This window comes from Nocardiopsis alba DSM 43377 (genome assembly GCF_000341225.1).
In the GTDB taxonomy this organism is placed as follows: domain Bacteria; phylum Actinomycetota; class Actinomycetes; order Streptosporangiales; family Streptosporangiaceae; genus Nocardiopsis; species Nocardiopsis alba.
Genome location: NZ_ANAC01000012.1, coordinates 26,107 through 43,756 on the forward strand (window position 1 = coordinate 26,107; position 17,650 = coordinate 43,756).

Below are 17,650 nucleotides of genomic sequence, written 5' to 3' on the forward strand. Positions count from 1 at the left end.
AAACGATGGTCCTCTACGGAGTGGCAGCCCTGGCGGTGTGCCTGCTCTCGGGCGCGCTCGTGGGCGAACTCCTCGGTGCCGCGGTCGGCGTCGACGCCAACGTCGGCGGCGTCGGCTTCGCCATGATCATGCTGGTGGTCGTCTCCGACCGCCTGCGCAGGAACGGGAAACTCCCCGAGGCCACCGAGCAGGGCGTGCTCTTCTGGAGCGCGATGTACATCCCGGTCGTCATCGCCATGGCCTCCACACAGAACGTGGTCAAGGCGATCGCGGGCGGCCCGATGGCGATCACCGCGGGCCTGGCGGCGCTCGCGGTGGGGGCCGCCCTGGTGCCCGTCCTGTCGCGGATCGGCGAACCCGCGGAACCGCTGCCGCCGCTGGTCGAGGAAGAGCGGGAGGTCTGAGATGGACCGGATCATCGGTGTCTTCGAGAGCAATGATCTGCTCGTGGCCTTCGTGGTGGTCGGCGGGCTGATGGCGATCTCCGTATGGCTGTCCAAGAAGCTCACCCGCGGCTGGCTGCACGGCTCAGCCATCGCCATCATCCTCGGCCTGGCGCTGGCGTACTGGGGCGGCTGGGTCACCGGCGGCGAGCACGGGCTGGCCGACATCGCGATCTTCTCCGGCCTGGGCCTCCTGGGCGGCGCGATGCTGAGAGACTTCGCGATCGTCTCCACTGCCTACGGCGTGGACCTGCGCGAGATCAAACGCGCCGGACTGGTCGGCGTACTGTCGCTCGTGCTGGGCGTACTGGTCTCGTTCGCCGTCGGGGCGGCGATCGCCGCCGCCTTCGGCTACACGGACGCCGCGTCGATGGCGACCATCGGCGCCGGCGCGGCCACCTACATCGTCGGTCCGGTGACCGGGACCGCGGTGGGCGCGAGCTCGGAGGTGATCGCGCTGTCCGTGGCCGCCGGGCTCGTCAAGTCCGTGGTGGTGATGGTGGGAACGCCGCTGATCGCCCCGCTGATCGGACTGAACAACCCCAAGTCCGCGATGGTCTACGGCGGCCTGATGGGCACCACCTCCGGTGTGGCGGGCGGGCTGGCGGCCACCGACAAGCGCCTGGTGCCCTACGGCGCCATGACCGCCACCTTCTACACGGGCGTTGGATGCCTGCTCGGACCGTCGCTGCTGTACGTGGTGCTCAGGGCCCTCGTCGGCGGGTGATGCGGGGAGGGTGCGCGGCCCCGGGAAGGCCGGATCGGCCGCGCATCCGCTTCCGTAGCCGTTCGCGACCGCTGGACGGACGCGCCGCGAACCCAGGCCGCCCGGTCACACCCGGTGCACATTCAGGGGCGGAGCACCGGCTGCCGGAGAGCCGCGCCCACTTTCGCACGCGGAAGCGGAGCACCGTGACGGTGCCCGATCGTCACCGAAAGGCTCCGGGCCGATCACGCCGAGGCCCGGGGTGAGCCACACGCACGTGGGGATGGACCGAGGAAACACCGCACTGTCGAGTGGGTGAGGACATTCCAACCCTGAGAAGGCCGATATCGGCCTCGATCTGTCGTAGCGCACGTTTTCTTATTACGGTCGTGCCATCCCCTAATCCCCCAGGGAATGGTTCACATGCGAGCAGCGAGAAAATCCCTGACAGCCGCAGTCGTCGTAGCTCTGCTCAGCGCGATCGCGGTCGGACTCTCCCCCAGCGCCGCCTCCGCAGCCCCTTACAACGGGGCCTGTGGCACCGGGTACAACGTGCTCGACAGTCGGGACATCATCGGAGCGACTGTATACGTCACCTACAACCCCTCCAACGGTTACAACTGCGCAGCCACGATCAGGGACTCTTCTGGGGCCGCGATCAGCATGGGTGCGGCCATCAAGCGCAGTAGCGCCAGTACGTGGGTCGTTGATGATGGGTCCTACACCACCTATGCCGGCCCCGTATATGTGCACGCTCCGGGTCAGTGCATCGACTGGGCCGGATACTACGGACCGACCAGCAATGAAGTGCGGGTCTTCAACGATTTCTGCAACTGATCCGGTGACAGAAGCACGCCCCGGTCGTCTTGTGGGAGCGGGGCCATGTTGATCGCCTGAACGCCCCGGACCGCAAGACAGTCCGGGGCGTTCTTCTCACTTCGGATCTTCGCTGGCAGGACCGTCTCTTCGCCCATCTGGTCGAAGGTAGCCATGAACGCGCCGGACTCGCGTTGCTCAGGAGCCCCACGCGCGTGGGGAAGGGAATGCCATGCCCCGGATGGCCTCGCAGGTGCGGCACGACCGGCTCGCCGACAGGATCGACGGCCGGCCGTGGAGTGGCCGAGCGGGTCGTGCTCTCACCACCGGATCAGCGCCCGAGCGACGGTGGGAGGATGCTCGCATGATGCCAGAGCCCAGCGCGACCTCCCATCCGCTCGACCGGCATCGCGACCCCTCCGAGGCCGCCTTCGTCCGGGGCCTGGCCGCCGAGGTGGCGGCCCGCTACGGCGGTGAACTCACGCGGATGCGGCGAGCGAACGGGTACTCGAACGCGACGTGGGTCGGTGACGGTATCGCCGTGCGGATCGCGCATACACCCGTCGACATGGCCCGCGAGGCCGCGCTCGTGCGTGCCCTGCCATGCGAGGTCGCACATCCGAAGATTCTTGGGGAGGGCATTGCCAAGGGCCACGGCTGGATCGTGACCGCGGAGGTTCACGGCCGGAACCTGTACGAGGCGTGGCCGACGCTGACGCCAGTGGAGCAACGACAGGCGATCCATCAGCTGTGGGCTCGGGCTCAGATCGTGCATGACGCGAGCCCGTCCCTCAAGACACATGTCGCGACGCACGGGGGTTTCGTACCGGCGACACTCGGCGACGCCACGGCATCGGCCGGACGAGCCGGAGCCGCGCTCGGACTGTCCGACGCACGGCAGTCGCGACTCCACGAGATCATCGAGGGCTACTTTCGGGCCGCGCCCATGGTCGAGCAGGTCGTCGACCACGGCGACCTGGCCCTGATGAACGCACTCTGGGACGGTGAGGTCGTCGCCCTGCTGGACTTCGAGTTCGCCGTGCTCGGTCCGGTCGAGATCGACCTCTGCCGGCTGGTGTACGAGGCCTGCGTGTCCGTGGAAGGCGAATATGTCGATTCGGAGGCGGGCGCCGCCGCGGTGGAGATCGCCGCTCGTCATATGGATCCGATGCATGGCCCGGCACTCATCCGTGGCGCCGCGGTGCTCGACCAGCTCCGCGACCTCGACATCTGGCTCGCCCAAGGCGGAGGCGAGGACTGGAATCCAGGGCGGTTGCTCACCGACCTGATCGACGACGATGGCGGTTATCTCGCTCCCCTGCTCGGCTGACCGGCTCCTGCGCGATGCGAGGGCATGACCGCGTCTTATCGACGGGTGCCCGACACCGGCCGCTTCATCACCTCTTTCTCGAAGACGCGGGTGCACACTCCTCAGATACGTATCAGGTGAGCCTCACGCACGGGGGGATGGGCCACGCGTGCTTCGCCGCCTTCGACGACTACGCCGAACACCACGACGCACGGGGACGGATGAGGTGCCGGAAAACCCGTGGATAAGCCCGCGGTTTCCTGACACTGTGAGGCGCCATGACGACTTCGGAGTTTCTGACCGCCGCCGACGTGGAACTCATGCAGGACCTGGCCCAGCGCATCACCGCCACCCGCCCGGAACTGGTGAACAGCGACGCCTCGTTCGGCGAGCTGGCCTGGAACTGGGGCCGTGCGCACACCTCCCAGGGCTCCTCATGGCGTCGCCGACTGTGGTTTTCCGGAGGGGAACTCGTAGCGTGGGGCTGGGTCAAGCTGCCGTGCAGCCTCCGGCTCAGCGACGGGACGGTCGCGAACGCCACCGGCGCCTACCTGGCCTACCAGGTCCACCCCGACCACGCCGAGCTGGTCGACGAGGTGATCGACTGGTACGACGCCACCGCGGCGGGTCTGGAACGCACCGTGCTTCCGGGTGACCCCGACAGGTTCGCCCTGGAACGGTGGGCGGCGCACGGGTATGTGCCCGATCCGGACGCTCTCGGGGACACCGGCTCCTGGACCCAGCTCAACCAGCGCGACCTCACCGACGTGGAGCCTGCGAAGCTCCCGGACGGGTACCGGTTCCGCACCGCTGACGAGGCCGGGGGAGAGGCCGCGGTCCGAGCCCACCTGAACGCCTGGGGTCCCCGGGCGTACACGGTCGAGGCCTACCGGGGCCTTCGGGAGACGACAGGGTACCGCGGCGACCTGCACGTGCTGGTGGAGGCGCCGGACGGGGAGATGGCGGCCTCGACCATCATGTGGCTGGACGATGCGAACCGGACCGTCGAATTCGAGCCGATGGGGACCCATCCCGACCACCGGCGCCTGGGCCTGGCGCGGGCGCTGCTCCTGCACGGGATGCTGCTGGCGCGGGAGGCGGGGGCCGTGCACGCGACGGTGGCCTGCCTGGGAGCACCGGGCCACCCGGCGGCCCGCGAGCTGTACTACGGCGCCGGGTTCCGCGAGCTGTGCCGGGACGTCCCCCTCATCAAGGACGCCTCGGCGGACTGACGGAGGGAACCGAGGACACGGGCTGGGTCGAGCGCGTGGGGAAGGGACAGAACGTAGGTTCCCGGTGGCCGAGCTCATCCTGGGTAGGGGCGGTACGGGCCCGGGGAGAGGACGCGGATCCGGGGCCCGATGCTCGCGCTCCAGCGGGTGAGCACAGAGGTCGGGTCGGCCCGGAGGTCGTGACCAGGGGGAACCGACTGGTCGCGCACTGTTCATGAGCGCGTCCCGTCGCCTTCGTCGGCCGCCTCGTACCATCTCGGCGTCCAACTCCCCCTACCGAGGAGTATCGTGAATGCCTCCGTCCCGACCACACTGGCCGCCCTCCTCGTGGCGACCGGCCCCTTCGCCCAGCCCCCGGTACCCGTCACCGCGAGCGTCGAGACACCCCCGGTGTACGACGACGAGGCGGGAGGTAACGCCGACGCAGACGACCCGGCCGTCTGGATCGATCCCGACGACCCCGAACGCAGCATCGTCATCGGAACCCTGAAGAAGGCCGGACTCGACGTCTACGGGCTCGACGGCGAGCGCATCCAGCACATCCCAGCGCCCGAGGCCCCCGATGAGGAGGCGGCCCCCGGCCGGTTCAACAACGTCGACGTTCTCTACGGGTTCGAACTGGACGGTGAGAAGACGGACCTGGCGATCGTCAGCGACCGAGGGCGCGACCGGATCCGCGCCTTCGCCATCGACCCCGAGGCTGTCGCGGAGGGCAGGCCGCCGCTTCGGGACGTGACCGCGCCCGACGTCCGGCCGGTCTTCGCCGCGGACGAGGCCGAGGTGGACGACCAGCGAACCTCCTACGGGCTGACCACCTACAGCCACAGTGGCGATGCCTTCGTGGTGGTGTCCCAGCGTGAAGAGACCCGCCTGCGGCTCCTGGAGTTGAAGGACGAGGGCGGGCTGGTCGGGTACGAGACCGAGGACACGCTCGAACTCCCCGACACCTTCGCCCTGCCCGACGGCACTGAGTGGATGCCCTGCGCTGACCCCGGCGAGCGTCCCCAGGTCGAGGGCATGGCCGTCGACGAGGAGGAGCACGTCCTCTACGCCGGTCAGGAGACCGTGGGGCTGTGGCGCATCGAGCTCGGCAAGGACGAGTTCGCCGACGCGGAGCTGATCGACCGTGTTCGTGAATACGGCACGCCGTGGACGTACGACGAGACCGCGGACGAGGAGTGCGTCCTCGACACGGAGAACGACCTCGGCTTCGGTGGTGAGAACATCTCCGCCGACGCCGAGGGCGTGACCCTCTACCACGCGGGTGATGGCGCCGGATACGTGCTCGTCTCCAGCCAGGGAGACGACACCTTCGCCGTGTACGAGCGCGATGGCGCCAACGACTACGTCGGCTCCTTCGCCATCGTCGATGGTCCTGCCACCGACGGAACCCAGCACTCCGACGGCGCCACCGTGGTCAACGTCCCCCTGGGCGACGCCTTCCCCCAGGGACTGCTGGTCACCCACGACGGTGAGGAGACCCCGGCGGACGGGGACCGGGAGAGCACCAACTTCAAGCTGACACGGTGGGACGCGGTGGCCAACGCGTTCCCCGAGCCCCTGACGATCGACACCGAGTCGTTCGATCCGCGTGGCGTGAACTGATCTCGTAGAGGCAGGGGGGCGGTGCGAGGAGTGGTCGCGGTCGGGCGGGTGGCGGATGGCGAACAGGTCTTGCGAGGGCAAGGCCTGGCGCTGTCGCATGCTGTTGGACCGCAGCCTCTCCCCGACCGGTGTCGTGTTCGGAGCGGTGCCGGAATGGGTGCGGGTTCCCGTGGCCGGTTGTTGGTGGTGAGACCGGAGGGACGGGGGCGCTGTGGTTCTAGAGGGCTTCGGTGTTCGTGAGAGCATGCCGGGGAGTGGAAACGGCGCTGGGCGTTGTCGAAGAGGGATGGTCAAGGCTGACTGTTCCTTAACCGGCGGGTAGGTCTCGCGGAGATAACGCCTCGCGTTGTTGCAGGTCATTAAGCGTGAGCCCCACGTACGTGGGGATGGACCGCACGGGCGCATGAGCTTTGAGCACAGTCACCCGTGAGCCCCACGTACGTGGGGATGGACCTGGGCCCTATGAGTGATCATCAGATGCCCCGTCGTGAGCCCCACGTACGTGGGGATGGACCGTCGGGTGCCGGTAGTTCCCTGACGTGGTTTCAGTGAGCCCCACGCACGTGGGGATGGACCGTCCGGCCGGAAGGCGGGCCGGCGGACTCCGTTGTGAGCCCCACGCACGTGGGGATGAGGACGCCCCATAACGGCTGGGTGCCGCGTTGTTCGTGACGTTGGCCTGTAGCCAGGGCGTTGGCCTGGAGAGTGTCGCAGCTGCCACTGGGTTAGCCGTTAGGTCTTTCGGCATGGTCGGGGTGGCAGCTCGGACACGGCATTTGTTCAATGGTGCCGCCACGTTTGATGAGGATCATGCGGTAGTCGCGGTGGCAGCGTTCGTTGCCGCAATGGTCGGGCAACTCGTGGTCGGTGTCGGGCAGGGCATCGTCGAGCACGTCGATGAGGTCATCGGTGGTCGGCTCCGAAGCGTCTTCGTCAGGGGGCGGGAGTTCTTCGCACATGCGACAGCGAGTGCGCTGTCCGGTGGCGTCGGCGGTCAGAGTGACGCCGGAATGAACCGAGCACGTGGGAGGGGCACCGGCTCGGGTGAACGGATCGGTATCGGCGTTTGGGTCGGGGGCCGATTCGCGTCGGGGACGTGGAGCAGAGAGAGCCGGGAGGCCTGCGGGGGAGCGGGTACGGGCGACCCATACGGGGAGGGCCTGGGAGAGGAAGTCCGGAGCACACCGGCGAGAGAGGACCGCGTACAGCGACATGGTGGTTTCGTGCCCGGAGCGGAGCCATTCCAGGAGTTCGGTTCCACCGACTCGATCGTCGTCGAGGGCCTTGACGGCTGTGAAGGCGGCCGGAATGTGCTCCAGTACAAGACGCTTGTGCTGCCAGGGGTCGAGCCCGAGGCCTGTCTCCTCGGCGATCTGAGAGACCACGGTCCGGGCGAGAAGGGCGCCTTGTTCTGCTCCGGGGCGGTCGGCGGGGTCGATGCCCCACTCGTGGGGGTTGTCCACAGGGGAGCCGTTCGCGCGCGCTCGCGCGTCCTCCTCCCCCTCGCCTGATTCCGTGGCCACGGTGTTCTTGTGGTTGGTCTTCTTAGGGGCACGATCGTCCTCTGGAGGTTCGGCCTCCGTAGGCTCGGCCGACTTTGGAAAATCACACTTAGGCCCTGACCTGGACATAGGTAAGGGAACCAGGTCTCCGCCATCCTTCCCCAGTGCACCTGCGAGGTCGGTGACACGGGCGTTCAGGGATGTGGGGTCGTCGGTGATGACCCAGTGGGCTCCGCCGAGTTGTCCGAGCTCGTTCCTGACGCGGTAACGGCGAAGGTAGCCGGCGGCCTCCAGCTCCTTGAGTCCGGATCGGACCGAGCTGATGCCGTCGGGGCTCTGGTCCGCGAGGCGCTTCTCGGTGATACCCCACCCTTCTCGGTGGGAGGCGATGAGAGCGAGGAGGCCGCGGGCTTTGTAGGACAGGTGAGGGTCGCGGATCGCGGCGTTGGCCACGATGGTGAAGCGGTCGCCGCCGAAGCCGCCCCGTGCGATGTGCGCGTAGCCGCTCACGGCGTCCTCCTCATCTCTCGCGATGGTGTCGGGAGCCGGACGGCCCATGGTTGGATTGTACAATCCGTCTCGTTGTACAAACAAGCTGGAATGTACTCTGGCCCTATGAGCGACGAGACGAAGTCCATGGGCATCTCCGAGGCCCGCGCGAACCTGACCGAGGTCGTCAACCAGGTTCGTCTTCTCGGTGAGCCGGTCGTGTTGATGCGGCGGGACAAGCCTCAGGCCGCTGTCGTGCCCATGGCGTGGCTGGAGTGGGCCCAAGCTCAGCTCGGTGCGGGCAAAGGTCCGGATAGCAGGCAAGAGGACTGATGGCGCCGGTCGCGGTCGGGTCGGCCTCGCAGCGGTGAAGTGGCCTTCTGTCGCGATGGGCCCTACGAATGTGGGGATGGATCGCGGTGCGCGGTTAACCTCGGTGACCAGCTGGGTGAGCCCCACTCATGTGGGGATGGGCGGTTCAGCGGTTCGTGCTCATGCGTGGCCCGGTCGACTCAACCGCGCCAGGGGTCGTCGAGACGCTGCAAGAGCCGTACGCGGGCGTGCTGGGCGGCGAACCTGGCGGCGCGGGTATTCCGCTGTTTCCACAGAACGGCGAGCCAGCGCAGGGCGCAGGTGCGCTGGGCGGCGAGGAACCGGTTCCTGCCGGCAGCGGTGACGCCGAGGTCGGGCAGGAGCGCGATCCAGGTGCTGTCGGGGATCTCGCGAGCGCTGATGTGCTCGATCAGGTCGGCGGCGTCGAAGAGGACACCGCTGTGCCCGCTGTACTCGAAGTCGACGCACGGACTTCTGTCGCCATCGCGGAGCCAGTTGAGGAGGTTGGAGTCTCCCCGGGAGAACACGGCGGGGCCCGCCTTCTCCCTCACGAGTTCGGCGTCGCCGCTGTCGTGCCAGGCTGTGAGCAGGGCGCGCATGTCGCGGGTCAGAGGGTCGTCCTCGTGTTCCGCCAGGAGTCTCGGCCAGCCGTCCGTGAGACGCAGCAGGTAGTGGGACCCGGAGTCGACGCGCTCGACGTCGGCGAGTAGACCGGACAAGGGCACGTTCTGTATGCGTCGCGTGGCGTGGGCCAGCCCCCTGAGGGCGGCTTCGCGGTCGGCGCTCTCCAGGAGCGAGGCTCCCGCGACCAGGCTCATGCCGATGGCGGGGAGGTCGCTGTCGTCGTCGAGCCACAGCGGGCGGGGGACGTCGCCGATCCCGTGTTCGGCGAGCAGGGTCAGGGCCGCCCATTCGCGCTCGACGCGTCGACGGTGATTCCCCCTGGTGTAGAGCTTGATGCAGATGGGCCCTCTGTCGGGGTCCTCCCAGACGTAGACGCTGTTCTGGAGACCTCCGGTCAGTGGGCGTAGGCCATGGTTCTCCAGCACGTCCTTGAGCCGGGCCTCGCTTCCGGTGCGGGTATCGCGCAGCTCGTTGAGGAGTCCGGTGGGCGGGGCGAGGCGGGTGTGTCGCACGCGGGGCACTCCGTGAATTCCGGTGGTCGGAGAGTAGACGTGGCCACGTCGACCGTCGAGTCCGCCAGAATAGGGGGTGAGCCCCACGCACGTGGGGATGGACCGTAGTACTGCCATGTGGCGGGTGTGATGGGTGTACGAGCCCCACGTATGTGGGGATGGGTGACGTTCTCAAGAGCCTGGGGGAGGGGTGAGCGCGCGGAATCCCCGTCCTTCACCAGGACATCCCCGCCCTGGAACCGACGTGAACCCGAGCCCGGGTCAGAGCGCTTCCGAACCCTTCCGAGTTCCCTCTTCCACCGACGACGCACCCCAACTGGCGAGGAGCTTGAGTCGTTCCTCGTGCGGGGTTCCCGGCTCGGCGGTGTAGAGCGACAGGTCGTGCACGGCCCGCGGTGAGGCCGGCAGGTCCAGGGATCGGAAGGTCAGCTCCAGATCGCCCACCTGCGGATGGTGCATGCGTTTGACGCCGCTGTGGTCGATCCGCACGTCGTGCGAGGCCCACAGGGCACGGAAATCCTCGCTGAGGGTGGACAACTCCCCGATGAGCTCCCGCAACGCCTGGTCGTAGGGTTCGCGTCCGGCTTCGGCACGCAGCAGCGCCACGGTCATCGCGGCCCCGTCCCCCCAGTCCACGAAGAAGTCCCGAGAGGCCGGATCGAGGAAGTGGTAGCGGGCGAAGTTGGCCCGACCGTGAGCGGACGTCGTCGGGCTGGCGAACATCGGCGCGTGCAGGGTTCGGGCCAGGGCGTTGGTGGCGACCACGTCCAGGCGGCCGTTGCGCACGAACGCCGCCGACATCGTGATGGAGTCCAGCATCCACTGCACGGGCGGGGCGAGGGCCACCTCGCGCCGTCGGGTCGCCTTGCGGTGGGCCGGACGCGCGGCGCGGGCCAGGTCGAACAGGTGGGTACGTTCCTCGTCATCCAGACGGAGCGCCCGGGCGACCGCGTCGAGTACCTCTTCGGACACGCCCGCGATGTGGCCCTTCTCCAGCCGGGTGTACCACTCGATGCTCACACCGGCCAGGACCGCGACCTCCTCGCGGCGCAGACCGGGGACTCGGCGGCGGGTGCCGGGCGGAAGCCCGACCTGTTCCGGTGACAACTTGGCACGTCGGCTGGCGAGAAAGCCCTTGATGTCCGCGCGATTGTCCATGCAACCCACGATAGGCACAGGTGGGCGCCTTAAGGGGGTCGAGATCGTACCCCCCATCAACTCGGCCTTCTCCGTGACGGCCGTGGCCGGTGGAGTGGAGGTGACAGCGAAGGCATCACCACGACATGAGGTCCACCATGCACGACGAAGCCACTCGGGTCCCCCTGAAGGGCCGTTCGTCCCGTCTCCCCTTCGTCGTCTACGCCCTGGCGCTGGGGACGTTCCTGATGCTCACGACGGAGTTCGTCGTGGCCGGGATCCTGCCCGACATCGCCACCGACCTCCAGGTGAGCGTCGCCCGCGCGGGAACGCTCATCACGGTCTTCGCGATCGGCATGATCGTGGGCGCGCCGCTCATGGCGATGCTGACCCTGCGCATGCCCCGGCGGGTGACGCTCATGCTCGCCCTGGGCGTGTTCGCGGTCGGACACGTGATCGTCGCAGCCGGCTCCGACTTCGGGGTGCTGCTCGCCGCGCGTTTCCTCACCGCTCTGGCCACCGGCGCGTTCTGGGCCGTGGCCGCGGTGGTCGCCACTCGCGTCGCGGGGCCGGGGGCGGCTTCGCGCGCCGTCGGCGTCGTCAACGCCGGAGGGATGCTCGCGACCGTCCTGGGCGTTCCGCTCGGCGCGCTCCTCGGCCAGTTCGTCGGCTGGCGCGGCACCTTCTGGGCACTGGCGATCCTCGCGGTCGTCGCGATCCCCATGATCGCCCGGCACGTTCCCCGCGGCGGCGCCGACCACGGGTCGGTGTCGATCCGCTCGGAACTGGCCGCCCTGAACTCCGGCAGGCTGTGGCTGGCCTTGGCGACCTGCGCCGCCACCACCGGCGGTGTTCTGGCCGCCTACTCCTACATCACCCCGCTGCTCACCGAGCGCACGGGTATCCCCGCGAATCTCGTCCCCCTGGTGCTCGCCGGCTTCGGCGTCGGCTCGCTCGTCGGATCTCTCTTGGGCGGCCGCGTCGGCGACATCCGCCCGCACACGGCGACCATCGTCGCTCCACTGGTGACCGCCCTGATCCTGACGGCGCTCGCCCTTGTCGCCGGCGCGTCGATCCCGACGACGATCCTCCTCATCCTGCTCGGCCTGTTCGGTCTGGGCGCGAACCCGGTGCTCATCTCGTTGGCCGTCCGCTACGCCGCCCACGCGCCCACGCTCGGCTCCTCGCTCAGCGTCGCCGCCTTCAACCTCGGCACCGCGATCGCCTCCTGGATCGGCGGCATCGCCCTCGGAACCGGGCCGGGCACCACGGGTCCCGTCCTCGTCGGGGCGGTCATCGCCGCCCTGACGCTGATCCCCGCGACCGCGCTGGCCCTGATCCAGCGCGGTCGTGCCGCGGAGGCGATCCCCGAGCCGGTCAACGCCCTGACCTGACCCGACACACGTCCGCCGGAGACGGCGGTCCACGACGACGAACGACACCGAAAGAGAAAATCACCATGCGCGCAACACTCATGTACCGAGCCGGAGACGTCCGCGTCGAGAGCGTCCCCGACTCCCGGATCGAGAACCCCACCGACGCCCTAGTCCGCATCACCGCGTCCTGCGTCTGCGGGAGCGACCTGCACCCCTACCACTCCATGACCGCCGACGAAGGCCCCGCCCGGATGGGACACGAGCTGATCGGCGTCGTCGAGGAGGCCGGATCGGAGGTGGCCACGCTCAAGAGAGGCGACCTGGTGGTCTCGCCGTTCGCCATCTCCGACAACGTGTGCGAGTACTGCCGGGAGAACCTCCAGACATCCTGCTCCCACCACGAGGCCGGTTTCTGGGACGGTCTTCCGAACGAGGGCGGCCAGGCCGAGGCGGTTCGAGTGCCGCTGGCCGACGGCACCCTGGTCAAGCTGCCGGTCGCGCCCGACTCGGCGCTCATCCCCTCGTTGCTGACGTTGGCCGACGTGCTGGGCACCGGCTACCACGCGGCCAAGGCCGCGGGCGTGCTTCCCGGCCAGGACGTCACCGTGATCGGGGACGGGGCGGTGGGCCTGATGGCCGTGCTCTCGGCCAAGCGGCTGGGGGCCGAGCGGATCGTCCTCATGGGCCGGCACATCGATCGGACCGATCTGGGACGCGAGTTCGGAGCGACCGACGTCGTCGCCGAACGCGGAGAGGAGGGCATCGCCCGCGTCCGCGAACTCACCGGAGGGCAGGGGACGCACGCCGTCCTCGAAGCCGTTGGACACATGCCCGCCTACGAACAGGCCGTGGGCGTCGTCCGCCCCGGCGGTGTGATCAGCCGGGTGGGTGTGCCGCAGTACGAGGAGGCCCCGATCGGCTTCGCGAGCCTGTTCCGGCACAACATCCGCCTGGCCGGCGGGCCCGCCCCGGTGCGCGCCTACATCGAGGAGCTCCTGCCCGACATCCTCGACGGGACCATCGAGCCGGGGAAGGTCTTCGACACCACCACAGACCTGGACGGAGTGCCCGCCGGTTACAGGGAGATGGACGAGCGCAAGAGCCTGAAGGTCCTCATCAAGCCCTGAGGTGTGGTTCGCCCGGTCTGCTCGCCGTGCCGGTGGGTGGGCCGGGTGGGAGCCAGGGGGATGTGGAGGGTGGGGGAGTGGTCCTTGCGTCGGTGTGCTCGGGTTCTCCTACGGGCTCTGATGTTCGTGAGAACATGGCGAGAGGTGGAATCGGCGCCACGCAGGGTTCCGCGATGGGTCGCGGAGGCCGGTGGTTTCTTAACCAGTCGGTAGGTCTCTTGGAGATAACGCCCTGCGTTATCGCAGGTCATTAGTCGTGAGCCCCACGCACGTGGGGATGGGGCGGGACGAAGAGCGGGCTTGGGGCGTGGTTCTCGGACCATTCCTTCACCTGTCACCACCCGCAACGGTCGTGTCGAGGCACGTGGTGTTCTGCGCGGTGCCGGACCGCCTCGAGCCACGTCGGTGGATCGAGGCTAGGCGTCCGCTTCGCGATCGACATGCACCCTCAGGCCCGATTCGCCGGGGTCCACGTGCGGAGCGAGCTCCCATTCCTCGGTGTAGTCACCGGTGAACTGCGGTCGATACGGGATCGGTTCATCGATGAACAGTCGGTCGAGGCGCTCCCGCAGGCCGTCTCGCGCCTGTTCGTAGTCGGAGAGGCGGTCGGCGCTCGGTAGTGCCCACGGTGGTAGAACGCTCATCCCCGTGTAGGCGAACGTGCCGTGGAGCAGTCCGAAGAGCAGTTCTCGCAGTTCACCGGATTTTCCACGGGGACCGATCGAACGCGGACGATCGCCGAGGGTGGTGACGACCAGAGCGCGCTTTCCGACGAACGGACCCTGTTCGAAGCGGAGTCGGCGTCGGCTCACCGAATCGATGCCGAAGGCGAAACCGTTGACGAATACACGATCGAACCATCCTTTGAGAATCGCGGGCATGCCGTACCACCACAGTGGGAATTGGACGACGACCGCGTCGGCCCTGCGGATCTTCTCCTGTTCTCTCGCGACCTCGGGAGGCTGGGCATTGGCGAGATAGGCGTTCCGGGTGTCCGCGCTCACGCGGAACATAGGCGCTGTCTCCTCAGAGGAGTGCCCGCCGTCCGGAGCCCGGAGGACGGGGTCCCAATCCATGGCGTACAGGTCGGATTCGAGGACCGTATGCCCCGATTCGCGCAGATGTGCGATGGCGTCGCGTCGCAGGCCGCCGTTCAAGGAGAGGGGCTCGGGGTGGGCGCTGACCCAGAGGATCGTCGCGGGCTTCGTCGTGGTCTGCCTCATGGGCCCATGGTCTCGATCCAGGGTACATTTTTCCAGTACGGACATTTATGTCCCCTAGGAGGCGCGATGCGATTGCCGGTGGAACGAGCCATGGAGGTGTGCCCCGTCGAGGTCGCCGTTTCGGTGCTCGGAGGGACGTGGAAACTGACCCTGGTCAAGCATCTCCTCGCGGGTACCCGGCGGTTCAACGAGCTCGGGCGTCTGGTGCCTCTGGCGAACACCAAGACCCTGACCCGTCAGTTGCGTGAACTCGAAGAGGACGGGATCGTTCGACGCACGTCCTACCCCGAGGTGCCGCCACGGGTCGAGTACTCCCTTACCGAATCGGGTCGGAGCCTCGAACCGATCGTGAAGGCCATGGATTCCTGGGGTGCGGAATTCGCCGAACGTTACAAGGGCTAGATCATCGATGGGAGCTCTCCGAACCCGCTGCGAGCACGGCGAAGGGCGTCGAGGAACAGTGTGCGGCGGCTGCCCTTGACGCCCTTTCCGTCGCTCTCGCCATGGAACCGAGAAGGTGGGGACTTTCGCTCTGAGAACGACGCCCCCACGAGGGTTCCTGATATTCCGCTTATGGCACGTCCCTCGATACCGAAACTCCTCTGGCGTTCCAGGTGGAATTTCACCGCCGCGGTGACCGGCTCACCATGAGTGGCGATGGGGGTATGAAGGGTCTCCTCGATATTCAGGGCTCGAGCTTCTTCGACGACCGACCACCGTCGACCAGGGACACGGCGTCCGACAGGCCCCGAGCACCTCACCGGTCACGCTGGCAGCCGAAGACCCCGTCATCCCCATGAGGCTCACCGGCGGGGTCGTCCGCCTTCGGAGAGTGACTCTCGGAACCCCGCGTACCCGGGACGCCACCGATTTCTCCGTGAATATCACCGAACGTGATCGGGCGACAAACTCCACTCGCGCCGCGTGTACTCCTCATGCCAGACTGACGGCACTCTCGAACTCGAGAAATGTGAGGATATGTTGTGGCGAAGAAAATCGCGACATTGCTCGCCGTATGTTTTCTCTCCATGGGGCTCACGGCCACTCCGGCCTCCGCGTCCGAGCATTCCCTCGAAACCGAGGCCATGGATACCGGCCGCTGCATGCTCTATCTCGAAAACCTGGGCAGGTACGTCATCGGCACGAAGGTCCGGCAGGCCTGCCGACTCAGCGCCACGAACCCCGGGCAATGCGCCTCGAGCCTCCAGGCCATCGGGGTGCAGCGCGCCCACGCGCGCAGGGCCTGCGGCCTGCTCTGAACCGGTCATCGATCCCCGTGTACCGACACCACGCACGGGGCCGGGGGAGGTTCTCGTGCCGTTCCTCTACCCGAGGGCCTTCACCAGGTCGGGCAGCCGGTCCGCCCAGGCGAGCAGACGTTCGTGCCACGCCCGCAGACGGGCCCGCGCGGGTCCGGGCAGATCCGGGGTCTCGTCCCATTCCCGCCAGTCATCACTGGACAACCAGCCCAGACAGCCGACGACGCGGTACGCGAGCAGCAGGTCCGCGGGCACGGCACGGCCATAGCCCTCGAAGAAGGCGCGGGGGAGACCCTCCAAGCCATGGAGGTAGGCGTGTTCGTCGAAGGCGGCGAGCTCGGCCAGGGGGTACCGCACCGTCGGGAAGTCCCAGTCGATCAACCGCACCGCTTCGTCGTCGGTGACGACGATATTGAGCAGGTTGATGTCCCCATGGGTGACCGTGGGCCGCTCGGCCCGGATCTCGGCCGCGCGTTCGGCGACGAAGCCCTCCACCCGACGCAGAGCCTCCAACAGGTGGGGGTGTTCTCGTTCGACCCACGCGGCGCTCTCGTGAAGGGACGTGTGCAGCTCCTCGACCGGATCGACCGGTCGTAAGGTCAGGGCGTCCACATCGATGGGCCCTTGGAGGGGAACCGGGAAGACGACGCCGTGGACCTCGGCCAGAGCCTCGCCGGTGCGGCGCCAGACCGTGTCGGTGGCGGTGCCCGTCTCGACCGCCTCCGCCAGGGTGCGTCCCGGCACGAACTCCCAGAGCGAGGCGCCCTCGCCGTCGGCCGCGTACAGCTCGGGTGTGGTGACGCCGTTGGCCCGTAGGAACCCGATTCGGCTCTCGGGGGAGGCGGACTCGACGCGGCTCCGGCGCAGCACGACCGCGCGGCCGTCCGTCAGTTCCGCTTTGACGAGGTGGTTGTCCAGCCCGTCCCCGTCGCCGTTGATCGGCCGGACCGAGGTCACGGAGGGCAGGCCCGCGGCCGCGACCAGACGGTTCAGTGCTTCCCGGGATCGCCGGGGCGGATCGTCGTTCATCGGCGAAGAATCTATCGGTGATCCCGGTGAGAGAGGAGAGGTTTTTCTGTCCGGGGGACCGTCTCGATGCCGGGGGGACCGACGGGGTCAGCGGACCAGGCCCACCAGATAGGAGACCCCGGTGAGGAGGATGAGCCCGCCCAACAGGAACCGGAGCGGCTGCTCTCCCAGGCGCCGGCTCAGACCGATCCCCACCAGGGACCCCGCCATGCCGCCCACCCCCAACGCCAGTCCCACACCCCAGTCCGGGGCGGCCGGGGCGGCTCCGAAGCCGACCAGGTCGAAGACCGCGTAGGCGGTCAGGCCCACCACCGAGGTGGTCAGGGTGGTGGACAGCGCCACCACCGCGGCCCGTGAAGTGAGCCAGCCGCCCACCCCGACCAGCAGCGGGGCCAGGAGGGATCCGCCGCCGATGCCCACGGCGGCGCCGAAGAGAGCGGCGCCGCCGGCGGCCAGGGCGAGCACTCCACGTCCACGGGCCGGGGCGTTCGGTGCGGGTTCGGGTCGTTTTCGGGAGCGCACGATGAGCAGGCGCAGTCCCATCCCGAACATGAGCACCGCCAGTAGGGCGCGGAACAGGTCGGGGTCGGACAGCCACGTCACCCGCACGGCCGCGCCGACGATCGAACACGGCACGGCGGCCGCCACCGCCACCGCCATCTCGGCGCCGTGCCCACGGGCCGAGCGGGCCAGGCGGCGCAGCCCCAACGGGGTGGCCACCACGTTGTAGAGCAGATTGGTGGCGCTGACCGCGGGGCCGTGCATGCCCAGCGCGCTCAACTGCACGGGCAGGAGCAGCACGGCCCCGGAGATCCCGACCGGGGTGGTGACCGCGGCGACGGTGAAGCCGGCCAGGACGGCGAGGAGAAGGTCCACCCGGTAAAACCTATCGGGAAAGTAAGGTTTTTTCGGGCGAAAGGACACGGGA

18 protein-coding genes are annotated in these 17,650 nt (G+C 68.3%); 12 read left to right on the plus strand and 6 right to left on the minus strand.

Going from position 1 to position 17,650, the window contains the following annotated elements; genetic code table 11:
- Positions 1–5 precede the first annotated feature (5 nt).
- The 7 genes from madL (at position 6) to D451_RS28810 (ending at position 6,301) form a co-directional block, all read left to right on the plus strand.
- Positions 6–404, plus strand: coding sequence for a malonate transporter subunit MadL (gene madL / locus D451_RS0112505; protein ID WP_017534658.1), 399 nt, complete (start codon positions 6–8; stop codon positions 402–404).
- Position 405: 1 nt separating this feature from the next.
- On the plus strand, positions 406–1,170 hold the full coding sequence (madM, locus tag D451_RS0112510; RefSeq protein ID WP_017534659.1) for a malonate transporter subunit MadM: 765 nt from the start codon (positions 406–408) through the stop codon (positions 1,168–1,170).
- Between the two features lie 402 nt (positions 1,171–1,572).
- A complete protein-coding gene (locus tag D451_RS27330; RefSeq protein ID WP_017534660.1) occupies positions 1,573–1,986 on the plus strand; it encodes a hypothetical protein in 414 nt (137 codons plus the stop codon).
- 343 nt (positions 1,987–2,329) lie between these two features.
- The gene (locus tag D451_RS0112515) at positions 2,330–3,295 is read left to right on the plus strand and encodes a phosphotransferase family protein (protein ID WP_017534661.1); all 966 of its coding nucleotides are present in this window, start codon (positions 2,330–2,332) and stop codon (positions 3,293–3,295) included.
- Positions 3,296–3,552: 257 nt separating this feature from the next.
- Positions 3,553–4,506, plus strand: coding sequence for a GNAT family N-acetyltransferase (locus D451_RS0112520; RefSeq protein WP_017534662.1), 954 nt, complete (start codon positions 3,553–3,555; stop codon positions 4,504–4,506).
- A 288-nt stretch (positions 4,507–4,794) separates the two neighbouring features.
- On the plus strand, positions 4,795–6,111 hold the full coding sequence (locus tag D451_RS0112525) for a phytase (RefSeq protein WP_017534663.1): 1,317 nt from the start codon (positions 4,795–4,797) through the stop codon (positions 6,109–6,111).
- Between the two features lie 55 nt (positions 6,112–6,166).
- Positions 6,167–6,301 (plus strand): hypothetical protein, encoded by a 135-nt coding sequence (locus D451_RS28810; RefSeq protein WP_275040953.1) that lies wholly within the window; start codon positions 6,167–6,169, stop codon positions 6,299–6,301.
- Between the two features lie 535 nt (positions 6,302–6,836).
- Here D451_RS28810 and D451_RS27035 read toward each other — a convergent pair.
- On the minus strand, positions 6,837–8,171 hold the full coding sequence (locus D451_RS27035) for a helix-turn-helix domain-containing protein (RefSeq protein ID WP_017534664.1): 1,335 nt from the start codon (positions 8,169–8,171) through the stop codon (positions 6,837–6,839).
- Positions 8,172–8,228: 57 nt separating this feature from the next.
- Between D451_RS27035 and D451_RS0112535 the strand changes: the two genes are divergently transcribed.
- Complete coding sequence (locus D451_RS0112535; RefSeq protein ID WP_026125017.1) at positions 8,229–8,435, plus strand: type II toxin-antitoxin system Phd/YefM family antitoxin; 207 nt, start codon at positions 8,229–8,231, stop codon at positions 8,433–8,435.
- Positions 8,436–8,614: 179 nt separating this feature from the next.
- On the opposite strand, the gene D451_RS0112540 is transcribed toward D451_RS0112535, so the two are convergent.
- Together D451_RS0112540 and D451_RS0112545 are read right to left on the minus strand one after the other, a co-directional pair.
- Positions 8,615–9,571, minus strand: a complete 957-nt coding sequence (locus D451_RS0112540) for an aminoglycoside phosphotransferase family protein (RefSeq protein WP_017534666.1) — start codon at positions 9,569–9,571, stop codon at positions 8,615–8,617.
- Between the two features lie 261 nt (positions 9,572–9,832).
- Positions 9,833–10,729 carry a helix-turn-helix transcriptional regulator gene (locus tag D451_RS0112545; protein ID WP_017534667.1) on the minus strand — a complete coding sequence of 299 codons (897 nt, stop codon included), beginning with the start codon at positions 10,727–10,729 and terminating at the stop codon, positions 9,833–9,835.
- 137 nt (positions 10,730–10,866) lie between these two features.
- Here D451_RS0112545 and D451_RS0112550 point away from each other — a divergent pair, with 137 nt between their 5' ends.
- On the plus strand, positions 10,867–12,102 hold the full coding sequence (locus D451_RS0112550) for an MFS transporter (RefSeq protein WP_036568124.1): 1,236 nt from the start codon (positions 10,867–10,869) through the stop codon (positions 12,100–12,102).
- Positions 12,103–12,167: 65 nt separating this feature from the next.
- On the plus strand, positions 12,168–13,211 hold the full coding sequence (locus D451_RS0112555; RefSeq protein ID WP_017534669.1) for a zinc-dependent alcohol dehydrogenase family protein: 1,044 nt from the start codon (positions 12,168–12,170) through the stop codon (positions 13,209–13,211).
- A 416-nt stretch (positions 13,212–13,627) separates the two neighbouring features.
- Here D451_RS0112555 and D451_RS0112560 read toward each other — a convergent pair whose 3' ends face one another.
- A complete protein-coding gene (locus D451_RS0112560; protein ID WP_017534670.1) occupies positions 13,628–14,434 on the minus strand; it encodes an NAD(P)H-dependent oxidoreductase in 807 nt (268 codons plus the stop codon).
- Between the two features lie 66 nt (positions 14,435–14,500).
- On the opposite strand from D451_RS0112560, the gene D451_RS0112565 reads away from it, so the two are divergent.
- Positions 14,501–14,836, plus strand: coding sequence for a winged helix-turn-helix transcriptional regulator (locus D451_RS0112565; RefSeq protein ID WP_026125019.1), 336 nt, complete (start codon positions 14,501–14,503; stop codon positions 14,834–14,836).
- Positions 14,837–15,417: 581 nt separating this feature from the next.
- Positions 15,418–15,693, plus strand: coding sequence for a hypothetical protein (locus tag D451_RS0112570; protein WP_017534671.1), 276 nt, complete (start codon positions 15,418–15,420; stop codon positions 15,691–15,693).
- A gap of 66 nt (positions 15,694–15,759) precedes the next feature.
- On the opposite strand, the gene D451_RS0112575 is transcribed toward D451_RS0112570, so the two are convergent.
- Complete coding sequence (locus tag D451_RS0112575) at positions 15,760–16,722, minus strand: phosphotransferase family protein (protein WP_017534672.1); 963 nt, start codon at positions 16,720–16,722, stop codon at positions 15,760–15,762.
- 87 nt (positions 16,723–16,809) lie between these two features.
- The gene (locus D451_RS0112580; RefSeq protein ID WP_017534673.1) at positions 16,810–17,598 is read right to left on the minus strand and encodes a sulfite exporter TauE/SafE family protein; all 789 of its coding nucleotides are present in this window, start codon (positions 17,596–17,598) and stop codon (positions 16,810–16,812) included.
- Positions 17,599–17,650 lie beyond the last annotated feature (52 nt).